Origin of the sequence: Actinoplanes sp. NPDC048988 (genome assembly GCF_043197815.1) — a bacterium.
GTDB lineage: Bacteria > Actinomycetota > Actinomycetes > Mycobacteriales > Micromonosporaceae > Actinoplanes.
The window spans coordinates 47,014-63,883 of record NZ_JBICTW010000014.1; the positions used below are offsets into that span (position 1 = coordinate 47,014).

Annotated in this window: 17 protein-coding genes; 12 read left to right on the forward strand and 5 right to left on the reverse strand. The window is 73.9% G+C overall.

Features of this window, described 5'->3' with window-relative positions; genetic code table 11:
• Positions 1–245: 245 nt before the first annotated feature.
• From ACGFJ7_RS33560 to ACGFJ7_RS33575, 4 genes are read left to right on the forward strand one after another with little or no spacing between them, the layout of a single operon-like run.
• Positions 246–815, forward strand: coding sequence for a sigma-70 family RNA polymerase sigma factor (locus ACGFJ7_RS33560; RefSeq protein WP_360254656.1), 570 nt, complete (start codon positions 246–248; stop codon positions 813–815).
• 13 nt (positions 816–828) lie between these two features.
• A complete protein-coding gene (locus tag ACGFJ7_RS33565) occupies positions 829–1,623 on the forward strand; it encodes an ABC transporter ATP-binding protein (RefSeq protein WP_392645771.1) in 795 nt (264 codons plus the stop codon).
• 33 nt (positions 1,624–1,656) lie between these two features.
• The gene (locus tag ACGFJ7_RS33570; RefSeq protein ID WP_360254660.1) at positions 1,657–2,427 is read left to right on the forward strand and encodes an alpha/beta fold hydrolase; all 771 of its coding nucleotides are present in this window, start codon (positions 1,657–1,659) and stop codon (positions 2,425–2,427) included.
• Positions 2,424–3,266: a PfkB family carbohydrate kinase gene (locus ACGFJ7_RS33575; protein WP_360254662.1), complete on the forward strand. Its 843-nt coding sequence runs from the start codon at positions 2,424–2,426 to the stop codon at positions 3,264–3,266. Before ACGFJ7_RS33570 ends, ACGFJ7_RS33575 begins: the two co-directional genes overlap by 4 nt.
• Here ACGFJ7_RS33575 and ACGFJ7_RS33580 read toward each other — a convergent pair.
• Positions 3,255–4,367: a hypothetical protein gene (locus ACGFJ7_RS33580; RefSeq protein ID WP_392645773.1), complete on the reverse strand. Its 1,113-nt coding sequence runs from the start codon at positions 4,365–4,367 to the stop codon at positions 3,255–3,257. The two genes, ACGFJ7_RS33575 and ACGFJ7_RS33580, sit on opposite strands and share 12 nt — an antisense overlap.
• Before the next feature lie 64 nt (positions 4,368–4,431).
• On the opposite strand from ACGFJ7_RS33580, the gene ACGFJ7_RS33585 reads away from it, so the two are divergent.
• Complete coding sequence (locus ACGFJ7_RS33585) at positions 4,432–4,863, forward strand: OsmC family protein (protein WP_360254665.1); 432 nt, start codon at positions 4,432–4,434, stop codon at positions 4,861–4,863.
• Here ACGFJ7_RS33585 and ACGFJ7_RS33590 read toward each other — a convergent pair.
• Positions 4,850–5,515 carry a nitroreductase gene (locus ACGFJ7_RS33590; protein ID WP_360254667.1) on the reverse strand — a complete coding sequence of 222 codons (666 nt, stop codon included), beginning with the start codon at positions 5,513–5,515 and terminating at the stop codon, positions 4,850–4,852. The genes ACGFJ7_RS33585 and ACGFJ7_RS33590 overlap by 14 nt on opposite strands.
• Before the next feature lie 55 nt (positions 5,516–5,570).
• On the opposite strand from ACGFJ7_RS33590, the gene ACGFJ7_RS33595 reads away from it, so the two are divergent.
• Complete coding sequence (locus ACGFJ7_RS33595; protein WP_360254669.1) at positions 5,571–5,855, forward strand: hypothetical protein; 285 nt, start codon at positions 5,571–5,573, stop codon at positions 5,853–5,855.
• A 55-nt stretch (positions 5,856–5,910) separates the two neighbouring features.
• Here the strand turns inward: ACGFJ7_RS33595 and ACGFJ7_RS33600 are convergent, their stop codons facing one another.
• Positions 5,911–6,420, reverse strand: coding sequence for a GNAT family N-acetyltransferase (locus ACGFJ7_RS33600; RefSeq protein ID WP_360254671.1), 510 nt, complete (start codon positions 6,418–6,420; stop codon positions 5,911–5,913).
• A 202-nt stretch (positions 6,421–6,622) separates the two neighbouring features.
• On the opposite strand from ACGFJ7_RS33600, the gene ACGFJ7_RS33605 reads away from it, so the two are divergent.
• From ACGFJ7_RS33605 to ACGFJ7_RS33620, 4 genes are all read left to right on the forward strand, one after another.
• Positions 6,623–7,081, forward strand: a complete 459-nt coding sequence (locus tag ACGFJ7_RS33605; protein WP_360254673.1) for a VOC family protein — start codon at positions 6,623–6,625, stop codon at positions 7,079–7,081.
• Positions 7,082–7,155: 74 nt separating this feature from the next.
• Positions 7,156–8,496 carry a dihydrolipoyl dehydrogenase family protein gene (locus tag ACGFJ7_RS33610; RefSeq protein ID WP_392645776.1) on the forward strand — a complete coding sequence of 447 codons (1,341 nt, stop codon included), beginning with the start codon at positions 7,156–7,158 and terminating at the stop codon, positions 8,494–8,496.
• Position 8,497: 1 nt separating this feature from the next.
• Complete coding sequence (locus ACGFJ7_RS33615) at positions 8,498–11,203, forward strand: AAA family ATPase (RefSeq protein ID WP_392645778.1); 2,706 nt, start codon at positions 8,498–8,500, stop codon at positions 11,201–11,203.
• 92 nt (positions 11,204–11,295) lie between these two features.
• On the forward strand, positions 11,296–11,742 hold the full coding sequence (locus ACGFJ7_RS33620; RefSeq protein WP_360254679.1) for a VOC family protein: 447 nt from the start codon (positions 11,296–11,298) through the stop codon (positions 11,740–11,742).
• A 6-nt stretch (positions 11,743–11,748) separates the two neighbouring features.
• Here the strand turns inward: ACGFJ7_RS33620 and ACGFJ7_RS33625 are convergent, their stop codons facing one another.
• Positions 11,749–12,507, reverse strand: a complete 759-nt coding sequence (locus tag ACGFJ7_RS33625; RefSeq protein WP_392645779.1) for a DUF3152 domain-containing protein — start codon at positions 12,505–12,507, stop codon at positions 11,749–11,751.
• A gap of 150 nt (positions 12,508–12,657) precedes the next feature.
• On the opposite strand from ACGFJ7_RS33625, the gene ACGFJ7_RS33630 reads away from it, so the two are divergent.
• The gene (locus ACGFJ7_RS33630; protein WP_392645781.1) at positions 12,658–14,262 is read left to right on the forward strand and encodes a thiamine pyrophosphate-binding protein; all 1,605 of its coding nucleotides are present in this window, start codon (positions 12,658–12,660) and stop codon (positions 14,260–14,262) included.
• Here ACGFJ7_RS33630 and ACGFJ7_RS33635 read toward each other — a convergent pair.
• The gene (locus tag ACGFJ7_RS33635) at positions 14,259–15,551 is read right to left on the reverse strand and encodes an alpha/beta hydrolase family protein (protein ID WP_392645782.1); all 1,293 of its coding nucleotides are present in this window, start codon (positions 15,549–15,551) and stop codon (positions 14,259–14,261) included. The two genes, ACGFJ7_RS33630 and ACGFJ7_RS33635, sit on opposite strands and share 4 nt — an antisense overlap.
• Positions 15,552–15,658: 107 nt before the next feature.
• On the opposite strand from ACGFJ7_RS33635, the gene ACGFJ7_RS33640 reads away from it, so the two are divergent.
• The gene (locus ACGFJ7_RS33640; protein ID WP_392645783.1) at positions 15,659–16,861 is read left to right on the forward strand and encodes a cytochrome c biogenesis protein/redoxin; all 1,203 of its coding nucleotides are present in this window, start codon (positions 15,659–15,661) and stop codon (positions 16,859–16,861) included.
• The last annotated feature ends 9 nt before the right edge of the window (positions 16,862–16,870 follow it).

Consider the following 16,870-nt stretch of genomic DNA (forward strand, 5'->3'; position numbering starts at 1 on the left):
GGTCCGCGTCGACAGCGGGCCAGGCGGCTGACGCGGAGTCCGGAGCGGCCGAGCAGGTAGTAGTGATTCATGGCGCAACCGTGACGCCGCGAAAATGGACCCGCAAGCCCACTCCCTGTGGCCCGGGGCACCGGGGCACACCCCGGGGCCACCAGTACGCCGACCAGGGTGCCGCACGGGTTCGCCCGGGCCCCCTGGACAGCGACGGTGGATACCGAGGCAATCAATCGCATTGGGGGCTTGACGTGGCATCGACGATCATGGAAGCGGCAACACCGGCGCAGCGGCTCGGTGACATTCACCGCGAGTACGGTCAGGTCCTGCTCGGCTATCTGAACGGATTCACCGCCGCGAGCCGGCAGAGCGCGGAGGACCTCCTGCAGGAGACGATGATCCGGGTCTGGCGGCACCTGGACGACCTGCCGGCCGAACCCGAGCACGCCCGGCGCTGGCTGTTCATCGTGGCCCGCAACGTCGGCATCGACGCCATCCGCCGCACCCGGGTCCGCCCGGTCGGCGTCGAACTGGTCGACGCGTTCCCGTCGGCCGGTATGGACGACATCACCGAGATGGTGGTGGCGATGGAGTCGCTGCGCTCGGCGCTCGGCTCGCTGAGCCTGATGCACCAGCGCATCCTCACCGAGCTCTACTTCGAGGGCCGCTCCACCCGGGAGACCGCCCAGCGCCTGGGCGTGCCGGTCGGCACGGTCAAGTCGCGCGCCTTCTACGCCCTGCAGTCGCTGCGCCGCTCGATGGCCGGCCCGGACAACGAGCGCCCGCGCGGCGGCCGCCCGGCCGGCCGCCCACGCCGGTGAGTAGCGTTCAGGCGTGATCGACATCGTGAAGTTGCGGGAGGTGCGGTTCCGCCGGCAGGGCAAGGAGATCCTGCACGGGATCGACCTGACGGTCCGCGCCGGCGAGCACTGGGCGCTTCTCGGCCCGAACGGCGCCGGCAAGAGCACGATCCTCGGCTTCTGCGGCGCGCAGACCCACCCGACCTCGGGCACGGTGGAGATCCTCGGCCACCGGCTCGGCCGCGTGGACCTGCAGACCCTGCGCCGCGGCATCGGGCACGTCGACCCGCGCCACCCGCTGCGCTCCCCGCTGACCGTGCGCGAGGTCGTGCTGACCGGCCTCACCGGCTCGGTCGAATCGCCCAACCGGTGGCGCCCCAGCCCCTCCGAACAGGCCCGGGCCGACGGGCTGATCGCCGACCTGGGCCTGGCCGGGGTCGCCGGGGAACGCTGGCCGACCCTGTCGCAGGGCGAGCGCGGCCGGGCCCTGATCGCCCGGGCGCTGGTCGCCCAGCCGCGCCTGCTGCTGCTCGACGAGCCGTCGACCGGCCTCGACGTGGCCGCCCGCGAGCAACTTCTCGAGACCCTGGACGTGCTCTTCGCGGTGCGGCCCGAGCTCGCCTCGGTCGTGGTCACCCACCACCTCGAGGAACTGCCGACCGCGACCAGCCACGCCCTGCTGCTGCGCGGCGGCAGCGTGGTCGCCGCCGGCTCGGCCGCGGCCACCATCACGACCGAGCACGTCTCGGCCGCCTTCGGCCACCCGATCAGCGTGGCCCACGAGGACGGCCGGTGGGCGGCGCGGGCCCGTGTGAGGCAGCCGACATGAACACCGCGCCGCCGGGTCCGTTCGTAGGGAGATATGGAGCTTCTCGACGCGACCGTGCGGCCCGGGGCGCGTAGCCGCCTGCTGAGCCACGGCCGCCGCACCCCCCGCGCCGTCCTGCTGCTGCACGGCTACACCCTCGGCCCCGGCCAGTACGACGACCTCGCCCGCGACTACTTCGAGCGCGGCTACAACGTCTGGGTGCCGCGCGCGCCGTTCCACGGCACGACCGACCCGCTGGCGCATCATCGCGTCACAGCCGCTTCCCTCGTGGCGTACGCCTCGCAAGCCCTTGACGTCGTGGCCGGCCTGGGTGAGGAGGTGACAGTGGCCGGCATCTCCGGCGGCGCGGTCCTGGCCGCCTGGCTGGCTCAGAACCGCGGCGACACCGTCCGCCGTCTGCTGCTGCTCTCGCCGTTCTTCGGCCCCTCGTCCGTGCCGGCCTGGGCGGTCCGGCCTCTCACTTTCCTGTACGGGCGTGGACTGCTGCCCGACCGCATCACGTCGCGCGGCTATTCGCTGGCCGCGGTCACGCGCTACCTGACGATCGTGCACCGCCTGCCCGATCCGCCGCGGCGCACCCGCCTGCGCTCGATCGCGGTCGCGATCAGCGAGACCGACGGCGTGGTCGACCCGGTGGCCGCCGTCACCGTGCCCCGGCGCATCGCCGAGGCCTGCGGTCAGCGGTTGCTCACCTGGATCCTGCCGGCGTCGCTCGGCGTCGGCCATGACACCCTGGCGCTGACCGGCCCGGAGGCCGCCGGGTTGCGCAAGCGCTACATCGAGCTCTCCGAGGGAAGGCCATGACGGAACAGATAGCGGTCCTCGGCCGCGCCAACGCCGACCTGACCGTCCGGGTCCCGCACCGGGCGTCGGTGGGCCGCACCGCGTTCGGCTCGCCGCTGGCCGTGACCCCCGGCGGCAAGGCGTTCAACCAGGCCTGCGCGGTGGCCCGGCTGGGCGGCCGGGCGGCCCTGGTGGCGAACGCCGGCGACGACGACTGGGGCCGCATGCTGGCCCGCACCCTGGCCGGGTTCGGGGTGGACGGTACGGGTTTCCGCCTGCTGCCCGCCACGCCGACCGGCGCCGCCATCATCGAGGTGACCCCGGACGGCGAGTCGTACGTGACGTTCGCCCGTTCACCGGAGACCGACCCGACCGCGGCGGACGCGGCCGGGATCCGCGCCGAGACCGTGGTCACCCAGCTCGACATCCCCGCCGCGGCGGTACGGGCGCTGCCCCGGCCGCCGCTGCTGATCGGCAACCTCGTCCCCGGCCCCGGCCTCGACCGCGCCTTCCTGGCGACCCTGGACCTGTACGTGGTCAACGAGCACGAGGCGGCGGCCGTCCTGGACACGACCCGCGTGGACGCCGCCGAGGCCGTGGACGGCCTGCTCGACCTGGGCATCCCGGCCGTCGTCGTCACCGCCGGCCCGCGCGGCGCCGCGTACGGCCGAAGCACCGGAACCGGCACGGTGAGCGCACCCCACGTCCGGGCCGTCGACACGAGCGGCGCGGGCGACGCCTTCCTGGCCGCCCTCACCCTCGCCCTGACCCGCAACCGCCCCCTCCCGGACGCGGTCACCGCCGCCGTCGAGGTGGGCGCCCGCGCCGTCCAGCAGCGTGGGTCGCTGCTATTGCCGTGACAGCCTCGCGGTGGTGACCATCTGGCGCAGGACGGGGACCGGGATGCCGGGATTGCGGGCGGCGTGTTTGGCGCTGCCCGCGTTGAGCAGCAGCGTCACCAGGGTGCCGGCCGACAGCGACGGGTTGAGCCAGGCGCGCAGGCGGACCCGCTGATCGGTGTCGGCGGCGAGCCTGCGCAGTGACCCCGGCGAGAGACGGTGGTCAGCGGCCGCGGCCCGGCGCACGATCGGGTCGGGGTCGTGGCTGAACTCCTCCACGACCGCGCTGGTGGAGGCCGGGTCGGCGAGGGCGAGGATCCGCATCCGGGGGTTCGGATCGTCCGCGTAGCGCAGCAGCCCGTCCCGCGGGAAGCGGGGATGGGTGTGCGGCCGGCCGGGAAAAGACAGGCTTCCCTCCCACCACGCGGCCACCTCCAGGAGCATGTCCGGCGGAGCGTCGTCGCACGACTCGGCGAGGAAGAGCCGCACGATTCGGTCCTCGTCGCGGGAGAGCGCCGCCACCACATCGGCGGGCAGCCGGGGCGCCCGGGCGACGCTGCGCCGGACCAGCAGTTTCGGCGAGGCGGCGAGCTGGCGCATGGCCTCCGCGTTCCCGTGGAGGGCGCCGATCCACCAGAGCGCGGTCGTGACGTCAGCGGGGTCGATGTCGGGGACCTCGGCTGCCATCGCCTCGATCTCCCGCGGCGTCCCGGGTGGTGCGGCGTCAGGGTGCGGGGCGAGGCCGACGCCCCGGCCACCGCGGGAGCGCCGCCGAGCGGCCAGTTGTTCGGCCGCCAGCTCCGCGAACATGTCTCGCTGGCGCGGATCCGGCGTGCCGGCGACGAGTCTGTCCCACTGCTCAGCCGACAGATGGGCGGACTCCGCGGCGGCGGCCCGCACCTGCGCCGCGTCGTGGACGATCGCGGCGTCCAGGACCCCGGCCGGAACGTCCTGCCGGTGAAGAAGGCTGGTCTCGCCGGCGTCCAACAGGCCGAGAAGCACGTCTTCGGGCGCCGAGCGGTTGAATCCGAGCCCGAAAAGCCAGGCGAGGGCCAGTCGCCGGTCGAGGCCGTCGGCCGGTGCCAATCTGGCCCAGGCCTTGTCGGTATGCATGTCAGTCATCGAGCGAAAGGCTAGAACACGGCACCCGCGTGGCATGTGATCAGCCTGGGATAGGTTTGCCGGCATGGCGGATGAGAACCTGCGTTCGGTGACCCTGCGGCGCACGAGCCTGGGCCGGTACGAGGTGCGCAACGCGCGCGGAGGCACGATCACCATCGGCACCGGGGACGGCGCCGACTTCACTCCGGTGGAGTTGCTGCTCGCCGCGCTCGGCGGCTGCACGGGCGCCGACGTCGACTACATCACCAGCAAGCGGGCCGAGCCGGACAGCTTCACCGTCGAGGTGAGCGGCGAGAAGTTCCGCGACGAGCGGGGCGCCAACCGCCTGGTCGACCTGGCCATCGAGCTGGACGTGGCGTTCCCCGAGGGTGCCGCCGGCGACGCGGCGCGCGAAGCCCTGCCCCGCGCCGCGAAGATGTCGCACGACCGGCTCTGCACCGTCTCGCGTACGGTCGAACTCGGCACCCCGGTCGACACCCGCGTCACGCCTCGATGAAGGTGACCGTCTCGGCCAGGTCCGCCCGGCCGGTGCGCACCGCCGGCGCGCCCGCCCGCTCGTAACCCACCGAGACGCCGCAGAGCAGCACCCGGTCGTCGCCGGCCCCGACCGCCTCGCTGACGGTCCGGCGGTACATGGTCCACATCACCTGAGGGCAGCTGTGCAAGCCTTCCGCCCGGAGCAGCAGCATGACCGTCTGCAGGTACATCCCCGCGTCGGCCCACTGGCCGGGCCCCATGCTCCGGTCGAGGTAACAGAACAGGACGGCCGGGGCACCGAACGCGCCCGTGTTCAGGGCGGCGATCCGCATGGGCCGGTCCGGGTCGTCGCGGTCGATGCCGAGTGCGGCGTAGCGCTGCGTGGCGGCGGCGGAGAAACGATCCAGGTACGGCGGCACCAGCTCCGCCGGGTACATCGGGTACTCCCGCTCGTCACCCGGATCCCGCGCCAGTGCCCGCGCCGTCGCCCGCCGCTTCAGCTCGGCCAGGGGAGCGCCGGTCACCACGTACAGGTGCCAGGGTTGAAGGTTTCCGCTCGACGGCGCCCGCGCCGCCGCGGCCAGCACCCGTTCGAGCACCTCGCGGGGCACCGGCCGATCGCTGAACGCCCGCACCGTCCGGCGGCTGCTCACCGCTTCGTACACTTCCACCAGGCTCACCCCTTCACTAGCCTCCGATCGCCACGTCAGCCATCCGGAGGACCTCGTGCTGCTCAGCGTCAACGTCTTCGTCAGCCTCGACGGCGTCATGCAAGGACCGGGAAACCCGGACGAGGACCGTTCGGACGGCTTCGACCGCGGCGGGTGGGTCGTCCCGTTCGCCTCGGCGCACACCAGCGAGGTCGTCGAGGGGTGGTTCCGCGAGGCCGGGGCCTTTCTTTTCGGCCGTACGAGCTACGGCCTGCTCGGTGGCTACTGGTCCCGGCCGGGTCGGCACCCTCGACGTTCGCCACCACCGCGCGTGCGCTGCCCGGCGGCGTCGTCGCGATGACCCTGAGCCCGGCCGCCGGCGAGCCGGCCACGGGCGCGTACGTGGTGAACGAGGGTCACTCGACGGCGGTGAATCCGAGCCGTTCGTAGAGCCGCCGCGCGACCGGCTCGCCGGTGCTGAGCACCACCAGGTCGGCGCCGAGCCCGGCGGCGGCCGCGAGCAGGGCCTCGGTGGCGATCCGCCCGTAGCCACGCCGGCGGTACGGCTCCAGGGTGGCCACACCGGCGACCTCGGTGACCCCGGCACAGACGGGCAGCACCATCCCGGCCGCGACCGGCCGCCCGCCGGCCCGCACGGTCACCGCGCGGGCGCCTTCCAGCTCGTACCGGAACGCCTCGGCCTGCTCGTCGCCGACCGGCGCCGCCATCGGATCGAACCCCTGCTCGTTGACGTCGAGGTTCTCCCGGATGAGGGCCGGCGGCGAGGCGTGGTCCACCACGTCGACCTCGACCCCGGCCGGCCACCGGGCCGGCGGGTGCGCCGCCACGGCCAGCATCAACAGGCCGTCGACGGCGCCGCCGTGATGACGGCGGTAGGCCCGGGCCCGCTCTCGTCTGTCGTCCATGCCGCCAGCATGCGACCCCGGTCAACCGATTTCCGCTCTCGGCGTCGACACCGTCGAACACGACGTCCGGCCCGGCGTCACCTGTCGCCGCCATTCTCTCGCTCCGTCCGCTCGCCGACCACGCGGGGGAGAAGAGGGCCAGTGGCCGAGCCAGGGACCGCGACCGGGGCGGGACCAGTAGGACGGCGGCGACGCTGGGGTCATGGCTGATTTCAAGATCGAGGTCGTGGTCCTGCCCGTCGCCGACGTCGAGGTGTCCAAGGAGTTCTTCGCCGGCCTGGGCTGGCGTCAGGACACCGACTACACCGGGGCCGACGGCCTGCGGCTGGTCGCCTTCACCCCGCCCCGGTCGGCGGCGTCGATCATGCTGGGCAACGCCGTCACCCAGGAGAAGCCGGGCACCGCGCAGAGCATCACGCTGGTCACGTCCGACATCTACGAGGCCCGCGACGAGCTGGCCGGCAAGGGGGTCGAGGTGAGCGACGTGTTCCACGACAAGGGTGGTGTCTTCCACCACGCGGGCACCGGCGACCGCCTTCCGGGGGCGCATCCGGAGCGCAAGTCGTACAGCTCCTGGTTCTCCTTCGCCGACCCCGACGGGAACCTCTTCTTCGTGCAGGAGGTCACCACCCGGCATCCCGGCCGCACCTGGGACGAGTAGGCGAACCCTGGTCCCGGAGTACCAGGGTTCGCCACGGGGGCCTGCCGGGTGCCCCGGTGTACGAAGATCGGGGTATGCGAAGTTTCGACGTGGTGGTGGTCGGTGCGGGTCCCGGCGGCGAGGTGGCCGCCGGGAAGCTGGCCGAGGCCGGTCTGAGTGTGGCGATCGTGGAGGGCGACAAGGTCGGCGGGGAGTGCTCGTTCTACGCCTGCATCCCGTCGAAGGCGCTGCTGCGGCCGGGGGAGCTGCTGGCCGAGGCACGGACGACGGCCGGTGTCCTCGCCGGTCCGCTCGACGTGCCGGCCGTGCTGGCCAACCGGGACGAGCTCATCGGCCACCTCGACGACGGCTACCAGGTGCCCTGGCTCACCGAGCGTGGCATCACGCTCATCCGGGGCTGGGGGAGGCTCGCGGGGCAGAAGCGGGTCGCGGTCGGCGACGAGATCATCGAGGCCCGGCGGGCCGTCATCCTGGCCGGTGGCACCCGCGCGGCGCTGCCGGACATCGAGGGCCTGGCGCAGGCGCGGCCGTGGACCAACCGGGAGGCGACGACGGCGGGGACGGTTCCCGCCTCGCTGATCGTCATCGGGGGCGGTGTGGTCGGGGCCGAGCTGAGCCAGGCGTACTCCTCGCTGGGCTCGCGGGTCACGGTGATCGTCGGCGACCACGGCCTGCTGCCCCGGGAGGAGCCCTTCGCGGGGGAGCAGGTCGCGGCGTACCTGCGGAAACAGGGTGTGGAGATCCATGAGAAAGCCATGGCGATTTCCGTACGCCGTGACGACGGCGGCGTGACTGTCGGCCTCAGCGACGGCGGCTCGGTGCGGGCCGACGAGGTTCTGGTGGCGACCGGGCGGACGCCGCAGACGCGCGACCTGGGCCTGGAGACGGACGGCTACATCGAGGTCGACGAGCGCATGCGGGTACCCGGGCGCGACTGGCTGTACGCGATCGGCGACCTGAACGGCAAGGCCCTGTTCACGCACATGGCCAAGTACCAGGCCGGCATCGCCGCCGGCGAGATCCTGGGCCGGAGCATCGTCACCGAGCACCTGGCCGACGGCCCGAACTCGCCCCGGGTCATCTTCACCGAGCCCCAGGTGGCCGCGGTCGGCTACACGGCGCGGGCGGCGGAACAGGCCGGCCTCACAGTCCGAGTGGTCGACGTGGAGACCGACGGCAACGCGGGCGGCCGGTTCTCCGGCGGCGCGGGCGGCACCAGCCGGTTCGTCATCGACACCGACCGCGACGTGCTGGTCGGTGTGACCATCACCGGCGCCGCGGTGGCCGATTTCCTCCAGGCGGCCACCATCGCGATCGTCGGCGAGGTGCCGGTCCGGCGGCTGCGGCACGCGATCCCCGCCTTCCCGACCCGCAGCGAGATCTGGCTCAACCTGTTCAACGCCCTGGGTATCTGAGATGGAGACGCTTCTGCGCGGGCGGCGCCACGAACAGGAGGAACTCGACCGGCTGCTGCGCGACGTCCGGTCCGGGCGCAGCCGCGTGCTGGTGTTGCGGGGCGAGGCCGGCACCGGAAAGACGGCCCTGCTCGACTACCTGGCCGAGACGGCGACGGGTGAGCGGGTCGCCCGCACGGCCGGGGTCGAGCCGGAGACCGAGATCGCCTACTCGGGGCTTCAGCAGCTCTGCGCGCCGCTGCTGACCTACCTGGACCGGTTGCCCGAACCGCAACGCCAGGCCTTGGAGACCGGCTTCGGGCTGGCCGCCGGCGACCCGCCGGACGCGCTGATCGTCGGGCTGGCCGTGCTCGGGCTGTTCGCCGAGGCCGGCGCCGATCAGCCGCTGCTGTGCGTGGTCGACGACGTGCAGTGGCTCGACCGGATGTCCGAGGTGATCCTGACCTTCGTGGCCCGCCGGCTCGACGCCGAGTCGGTGGCGCTGGTCTTCGGCGCCCGCAGCCCTGGCGACGAACGGCTCCTCGGCGGGCTGCCGGAGATGCGCGTGGAGGGCCTGCCCGACGCGGACGCGCGGGCCCTGCTCGACTCGGTCCTGCCGAGCCGGGTCGACGCCCGGGTCCGCGACCGGATCGTGGCCGAGACCCGCGGCAACCCGCTGGCCCTGCTGGAGCTGCCCCGCGGGATGAGCGCGGCCGAGCTGGCCTTCGGCTTCGGGGCCCCCGGCACGGCGCCGCTGGCCAATCGCGTCCAGGCCGGTTTCGAACGGCGCATCGCGGCGCTGCCGGAGGACACCCGCACGGTTCTGCTGGCGGCCGCGGTCGAGCCGATCGGCGACGTGCCGCTGCTGTGGCGGGCCCTCGACCGGCTCGGCGTCGGCGTGGACGCGGCCGGCCCGGCCGAGACCGCCGGCCTGGTCGAGATCGGCACCCGGGTGCGCTTCCGGCATCCCCTGGTCCGCTCGGCCGCCTGGCGGTCGGCGCCGCTGGCCGGCCTGCGGCGGGTGCACGCCGCGCTGGCCGAGGTGACCGACCCGGCCCAGGAGCCCGACCGGCGGGCCTGGCACCGCGCGCACGCCGCGGTCGGCCCCGACGAACAGGTCGCGGCCGAGCTGGAGGAGTCGGCCGGCCGGGCCCTCGCCCGGGGCGGCCGGTCGGCGGCCGCGGCCTTCCTGGAGCGGGCGGCCCAGCTGACCCCCGACCCGAAACCGCGCGCCGGCCGGGCCCTGGCCGCGGCCTGGGCCCAGTTCGCGGCCGGCGCCCCCGCCGAAGTCCCGGAATTGCTGGCCGCGGCCGAGCTGGGCCCGCTCGACCCGCTTCAGCGGGCCGACGTGGAGGTCCTGCGCTCGCAGCTGGCGTTCGCGCTCAACCCGGGCCGCGCGGCCGTCGAGCCGCTGCTGGGCGCGGCCCGCCGGCTCGTCGACCTCGACCCGGCGGCCGCGAGCCGCACCTACTTCGCCGCGTCGGGCGCGGCCGTGCACGCCGGCCGGCTCGGCGGTGACGACCTGCGCCGGGTCGCGGCCGAGGCCCGCACGGTGCCGGCCGACGACAGCGCCGCCGGGCTGCTGCTGACCGGCATGACCAGCTGGGCCCTCGACGGCCCGGTCCCGGCCATCCCGCTGATCGCCCGCGCGGTCGCCGCGTTCGTCCACGACGAGGACCTGGCCTCGCTCTGGATGGCCGTGCCGGCGCTGCACGAGGCCCGCGACGACGAGGCCTTCCACCGGCTCACCGAACGCGCCGTCAAGCTCGTCCGCGACGGCGTCGCCGCCCTCTCCGGCCGGCCCGCGGCGCTGACCTTCCGGGCCGGGGCGCTGCTGCAGGCCGGGCGCTTCGCCGACGCGTCGGTGCTGGTCGACGAGGCCCGGGCGTTCCATCAGGCGACCGGGATGTACGCGCCGCCGGGCGCCGAACTGTCGCTGGTGGTCTACCGCGAGACCGAGGACGAGGCGCTTGCCCTGCTCGACGCGACCGCCGAGGCCGCCGCCGAGCGGGGTGAGGGCCGCGTCGTCGGCCACGTCCTGTACCACCGGGCGCTGCTGCACAATCAGCACGGCCGCTACCAGGCCGCGGTGGCGGCCGCCCAGGCCTCGCTGGAGCATCCCGACTTCGGCATTCACCGCTGGGCGCTCAACGAGCTCGTCGAGGCGGCCGCCCGCTCCGGTGACGCGGCGACGGCCGCCGCGACCCGCGATCGCATCGCCGAGCTGACCGAGGCTAATCCGACGGCGTGGGCCCGCGGCGAGCTGGCCCTGGCCGGCGCGCTGGCCGATCAGGACGAGGAACAGTTCCGCGAGGCGCTGCGGCTTCTGCCGGCGTCGCGGCTCGGCCTCGCGGTGGCCCGGGTGCGGTTGCTGTACGGCGAGTGGCTGCGCCGCGAGAACCGCCGCACCGACGCCCGCGTCCAGCTGCGGGCCGCCCACGAGGCCTTCACCACCATGGGCGCGGTCGCCCTCGCCGAACGCGCCGGCCGCGAGCTGACCGCGACCGGCGAGACGGTCCGCTCCCGTACCGCGGGCGCCGCCCCGGACTCGCTGACCGGCCAGGAGTCGCAGATCGCGCGGCTGGCCGTGGCCGGGCGGACCAACCCGGAGATCGGCGCCGTGCTGTTCCTGAGCCCGCGCACCGTCGAATGGCACCTGCGGAAGATCTTCACCAAGCTCGGCATCACCTCGCGACGGGAGCTCGCCCGAGCGCTCGGTGACCGGTGACTTACGGGGGACACCCAGGGTGTCACCCTGGGGCGATCGGAGCGCCCGGCGCGGGATCGTGGGATCCGATTCCACACCAAGGGGAGTGCACGATGGTGGACTACCAGCTCGAGCTGATCGTTCTGCCGGTGACCGACGTCGACCGGTCCAAGGCGTTCTTCAAGCGCATCGGATTCCGCGAGGACCTCGACTACATCGACGGGGAGGACTTCCGGGTCGTGCACTTCACGCCGCCCGGCTCACCCTGCTCGATAGCGGTCGGCATCGGCATCGGCACGGCCGCACCGGGCACTGTGGAGAACATCCACCTGACCGTGCGGGACATCGAAGAGGCCCGGGCCGAGCTGCTCGGCCGGGGCGTCGAGGTCAGTGAGATCTTCCACGACGAGGACGGCGTGTTCCACCACGCCGGCACCGACAAGCGGGTGCCGGGGCTCTACCCGGGCCGGGCGTCGTACGGCTCGTTCGCCTCGTTCAGCGACCCGGACGGCAACGGCTTCCTCCTGCAGGAGGTCACCGAACGCTACCCGGGCCGCTGAATCCGGCTAGGACAGCCGGCCCTCGTCGCGGTGGGGCGGCTGGTCGTCGTACTGCCCGGACGGCCCGTGGTAGAGCTTGCTCCCCGACGGGTAGGGCCACGCGTTGGGCCGGCAGCCGTGCATGCCCAGGGTCTGCTGCTGCATCACCGGCGCCGGCTTGCCGGGCCCCGGGCAGAGCTCGTGGCCGTGCCCGAGGCGGTGGCCGACCTCGTGGTTCACCATGTACTGCCGGTAGACGCCCAGGCCGGCCGCGTAGCCGGGCACGCCCTTGACCCAGCGGGCGACGTTGAGCACCACGGCGTCGTCGTTGCGGCACGACGTGTAGCCGTCGGCGATGTCGCCGCACAGCCGGTCACGGGTGTCCGGCGTGGCCAGGAAGATCGTGAAGTCGTACGGCTGGCCGGGACCGACCCGTCGCAGCCGTAGCGTGCCGCCGCCCACCCAGCTGCGCCTGTCGGACAGGATGGCGGTGACCGCCTCGGCGAAGGCCGGCGTGGACAGGTTGTGGATGTCGGTCTCGACCGCGACCCGATAGCGCAGCAGCCGCCCGCCTGTGCCCGCGGCCGGCGTCTCCTGCCCGGCCGCCACGAACCACTTCGCGGCCCCGTGGGCCGGGTAGGTGACGAGTTTCTGCCGCGACGGCGGCGCCGCGGTGGCCGGGGCCGGGGCCTGTGGGGTGTGCACGGTCGCCTCGACGGGAGGGTTCGAGGTTCCGCACGCCGCCACGGAGGCGCACAGCAACCCCGCGATCACCCATCGGTACATGTTCGTCCCCTTTCCGCCGTACGAGCCTGCCTCATGTGACGGCTGGGGTGTGTGGCCGAGGTTGCATTGCATGAGACTCGACACAGGACGGATCTTGAACACGAAAGGTGCTTATCCGTCGGGAAGGACGGTGAGAAGGGAAGTTTCGAGATGAAGTTGCACGCCGCGCTCGCACGCGCCCTCGCCGCCCACCAGGTCGACACCATGTTCGGCCTGATCGGCGACGCGAACCTGTTCCTCGTGCACAGCTTCGTGCACGAGTACGACGGGAAGTACATCGGCGCCGCCCACGAAGCGGGCGCCACTGTCATGGGCTTCGGATACGCCGACCTGACCGGCCGGCCCGGCGTCGTCACCGTCACCCACGGACCGGCGCTGACGAACACCCTGACCGGGCTGGTCGAGGGCGTCCGGGGCCGGGCCCCGATGCTGCTGATCGCCGGCGACACGGCCACCGGAAGCCGCGGCAACATCCAGGACATCGCCCAGCGCGACGTGGTCCTGCCCACCGGCGCCGGGTTCGAGCAGGCCCGCACGCCGGAGAGCACCCTGGACGACCTGGCCGTCGCGTTGCGCCGGGCGATCCTGGAACGCCGCCCGGTGGTGCTCAACGTGCCGTCGGACTTCATGCTGGCCGACGTCGAGTACCGCGACGTGCCGCTGCGCCTGCCCCAGGAGCAGCGGGCGTTCCCCGACCCGGTCGCGGTGGCCGGGGCGGCCGCCCGGATCGCGGCCGCGAAACGCCCGGTGGTGCTGGCCGGGCGGGGTGCGATGAACGCCCGCGACGCCGTGCTGCGGCTGGCCGAGCGGATCGGAGCGCCGGTGGCGACCACGCTCAAGGCGCGTGACCTGTTCCGGGGCGAGCCGTTCGCGCTGGGCATCGCGGGCAGCCTCGGCGGCCCGGCCACCCGGGACATCATCGACTCGGCCGACCTGGTCGTCAGCCTGGGCGCGGGGCTCAACTCGTACACCACCCGCCGTGGCTCCCTGCTGGCCGGCGGCAAGGTGATCGCGGTGGACACCCGGCCCGAGGCGGTACCGGCCGAGGCCGGGACGATCCTCGTCGGAGACGCCGGCGCGGTGGCGAACGCCCTGGTCGACGCTGTGGACTTGCGCGGTACGCCGGCGCGGGCGTTCCGGACGCCCGAGATGGCGGCCGCCCTCGCGGCCCAGGACGAGCCGGGGGAGAGCCCGCGGACCGCGCCCGGCACCGTCGACGCGCCGACCGCGCTGCGCCGCCTCGACGAGGTGCTGCCGGCCCGGCGCCTGGTGGTCAGCGACGGCGGCCGTTTCATGATGGAGTCGCTGCGCTACCTGCACACCGACCCCGGCCACTTCGTGCTCCCGGCGAACTTCGGCTCGATCGGGCTCGGCATGGGCACGGCCATCGGCGCCGCGGCGGCCGACCCCACCCGTACGGTCGTGATGGTCACCGGCGACGGCGGCTTCATGCACGGCGGCGTGGCCGAGTTCGCCACCGCCGTCCGCGAGGGGCAGGACCTGATCGTGGTGGTCTGCGACGACGGCGGCTACGGCGCCGAACACATCCAGTTCACCCGCCGCGGCCTGGACCCGTCGCTGTCGCTGTTCGCCTGGCCCGACCTGGCCGCGGTCGCCACGGCCGCGGGCGGCGAGGGCTTCACGGTCCACGACGGCGACGACCTCGACCACGTGGCCAAGGTGATCGCCGACCGCCGCGGCCCGCTCCTGATCGACCTGCGCCTCGACGTCGAGCACATGACCCCCATGCCCTAACCCGCCGGCATCGTGTGGAGCTCACCGTGGCGGGACAGGGCGGCCGGCAGGTCGGCCGTGCTGCCGCGCAGCGTGGTGTCGAGGAACGCGGCGGTGGTCTCGACGGTCATTCGCACGCTTGCGGTACGGCCGAGGGAGCCGGCCAGGGACGGGACGGGCGGCAGGAAAAGCGGGGCGTCGGTGAAGGTGAGGTGGGCGCTGCCGGGCACGGTGAGCCGGTAGCTGGTCGCGGAGCCGCCTTCGAGGATCTTCGACAGGAGTGCGACGTAGTCGGTGTCGGCCCGGTCCTTGAGCTCGTGGGTGAGGGCGAGCACCGGCTGGCGCAGCGGGCCCTGGTCCGGGTCGGGACCGCCGTCGAGGTTGACGACGGCGGTGAACCGGGGGTCCTGCTCGGCGGCGCGCATGGCGGCCGCCCCGCCGATGGAGTGCCCGGTCGCGGCGGCCCGGGTGGTGTCGGCCGGGCCGACACCACCGAGCCGGGTGAGGACGAAGCGGAGGTCGGCGGCCCGCGCCGCGACCCAGGCGGCGCGGTCGCCGTCGGCGGTGACCCGGGTGCGCAGGGTGCGGCCGTCGGCCAGGACGACGGCGGCCGAGTCGTACGGGTGGTCGACCCCCGCCACCAGGTAGCCGCGGCTGGCCAGATCCTCGGCCCAGGCGGTGTTCTGGGTGCGGACGCCGCCGAGGCCGGGAGAGAACAGCACGACCGGAAAGCGGCCGGCGGCCGGGGTCGCGTCGACCACCGCGTGGCTGTGGGCCCGGGTCGGCCCGTCCAGCACGAAGGCGGGCGCTCCGAGGTAGGCGGCCTCGGCGGCGGCGACGGTCTTCGCCTCCCGCCGGGTGCGGCCGAGGTACTGCGCGCGCGGCGCGCCGGGGCTGACCGACTGCGCCGGGTACCAGAGCTGGACGACCACGGGGCGCTGGTCGCGGGCCGGGTCGGCCCACTGCATGACCGAGGTGCCGACCGCGGCCGGCCCGGACGGCTCCGGGAACTCCGGCACGGGCAGCGCCCAGGCCGCGCCACCACCCGCGGCGATGAGGGCGAGACACGCCACGGACGCGGACACGGCCGGCCACCGGCGCCGGCGGAGCAGCCACACCGCCGCGGCCAGGAGGTCGGCGGCCAGCACCGACATCACCGGCCAGCGTATTTCCGGCAGGCCGACCGCGACGCCGGCCAGTACCACGACGACCGCCGCGACGGCGGTGGGACGGCGGGCGGCGGACGGCAGCCAGCGGCTCACCACGAGAGCGACCGAGCCCAGCACGACGACAAGTTCCCCGATTGACACGGCCCGAGCGTTGTCCGGGTGCGCTGTGAGGCGGCTGAGGAATCGGGGCGCCTATAACGCGGGTCACAGCCGTGAGATCGGACGGCCGAAGCGCGTCGTAGGTGGGTGTGGATGTCGCTCTCGTACTGATCGGCCTGGTCGGCGGGGTGATCACCGCCCTGTCGCCGTGCATTCTGCCGGTACTCCCGGTGATCTTCCTGTCCGGCGCGGATCAGAACCGCCGGCCCTACCCGGTGGTGGCCGGGCTGGTGACGAGCTTCAGCCTGCTCACGCTGCTGGGAGCGGTGCTGCTGGCCGCCCTGCCCATTCCGCCCGGGGCGATCCGCTGGGCCGGGCTGGCGGCCCTCCTGCTGCTCGGCGCCGGGCTGATCGTGCCGCGGTTCGCGGCGATCCTGGAGGCGCCGTTCGCCCGGCTGCCGCGGGGCCGGGTGGGCCGCGACCGCGGCGGCTTCGTGCTCGGGCTGGTGCTGGGCACCGTCTACGTCCCCTGCGCCGGCCCGGTCCTGGCCGCCATCACGGTCGCCGGCGCCACCGGCCGGGTCGGGGTCGGGACGGTGGCGCTGGCCGTGGGCTTCGGCGTCGGCACCGGCGTCACGCTGATGATCTTCGCGTTGGCCGGGCGGGCCGTCACCGCCCGGGTGGCCGCGTTCCGCCGCCGCCAGCGGGCCATCCGGGTCGCCTCGGGCGTAGCCGTGGTGCTGCTCGCCCTGGGGCTGACCTTCAACGTGAACCTGCCCGACTACGGGACCGCCGTCAACCACGAGATCCAGCGTCTGCTCCCGGCGAGCGTGCCGACCGGCTCGGACGCCCCGCCGGTGCTGGCCGCGTGCGTCAGCCAGGCGCTCTACACCGCGCCCTCGGACCGGGCCCAGGACTGCGGGCCCGCGCCCGCCCTGACCGGCATCACGAACTGGGTCGGCGACCCGGTCACGCTGGCCCAGCTGCGCGGCAAGGTCGTGCTGGTCGACTTCTGGACCTTCGACTGCGTCAACTGCCGGCACGTCATCCCGCATATCGAGGACTGGTACGCCAACTACCACGCCCAGGGCCTCGAGGTGATCGGCGTGCACACCCCCGAGTACAGCTTCGAGCACGAATACTCCGGAATTCGGAAGGCCGTCGGCAGGTACGGCATCGAGTACCCGGTCGCCGTCGACAACGACTACCAGACCTGGCAGGCGTACGGGGTCCAGGCCTGGCCCTCGCTCTTCCTGGTCGACGCCATGGGCCAGGTCCGGCACATCGCGGTCGGCGAGGGCGGCTACGACGAGACCGAGAGCCTCATCCGCGAACTGCTCACCACACCCTGAGAGGACGAC

Coding starts and splice junctions, on each gene's coding strand:
- ACGFJ7_RS33625 (WP_392645779.1), bottom strand. CDS start 12,507: ATGTACCGATGGGTGATCGCGGGGTTGCTGTGCGCCTCCGTGGCGGCG.
- ACGFJ7_RS33600 (WP_360254671.1), bottom strand. CDS start 6,420: ATGGACGACAGACGAGAGCGGGCCCGGGCCTACCGCCGTCATCACGGC.
- ACGFJ7_RS33610 (WP_392645776.1), top strand. CDS start 7,156: ATGCGAAGTTTCGACGTGGTGGTGGTCGGTGCGGGTCCCGGCGGCGAG.
- ACGFJ7_RS33570 (WP_360254660.1), top strand. CDS start 1,657: ATGGAGCTTCTCGACGCGACCGTGCGGCCCGGGGCGCGTAGCCGCCTG.
- ACGFJ7_RS33580 (WP_392645773.1), bottom strand. CDS start 4,367: ATGACTGACATGCATACCGACAAGGCCTGGGCCAGATTGGCACCGGCC.
- ACGFJ7_RS33615 (WP_392645778.1), top strand. CDS start 8,498: ATGGAGACGCTTCTGCGCGGGCGGCGCCACGAACAGGAGGAACTCGAC.
- ACGFJ7_RS33605 (WP_360254673.1), top strand. CDS start 6,623: ATGGCTGATTTCAAGATCGAGGTCGTGGTCCTGCCCGTCGCCGACGTC.
- ACGFJ7_RS33575 (WP_360254662.1), top strand. CDS start 2,424: ATGACGGAACAGATAGCGGTCCTCGGCCGCGCCAACGCCGACCTGACC.
- ACGFJ7_RS33630 (WP_392645781.1), top strand. CDS start 12,658: ATGAAGTTGCACGCCGCGCTCGCACGCGCCCTCGCCGCCCACCAGGTC.
- ACGFJ7_RS33620 (WP_360254679.1), top strand. CDS start 11,296: ATGGTGGACTACCAGCTCGAGCTGATCGTTCTGCCGGTGACCGACGTC.
- ACGFJ7_RS33585 (WP_360254665.1), top strand. CDS start 4,432: ATGGCGGATGAGAACCTGCGTTCGGTGACCCTGCGGCGCACGAGCCTG.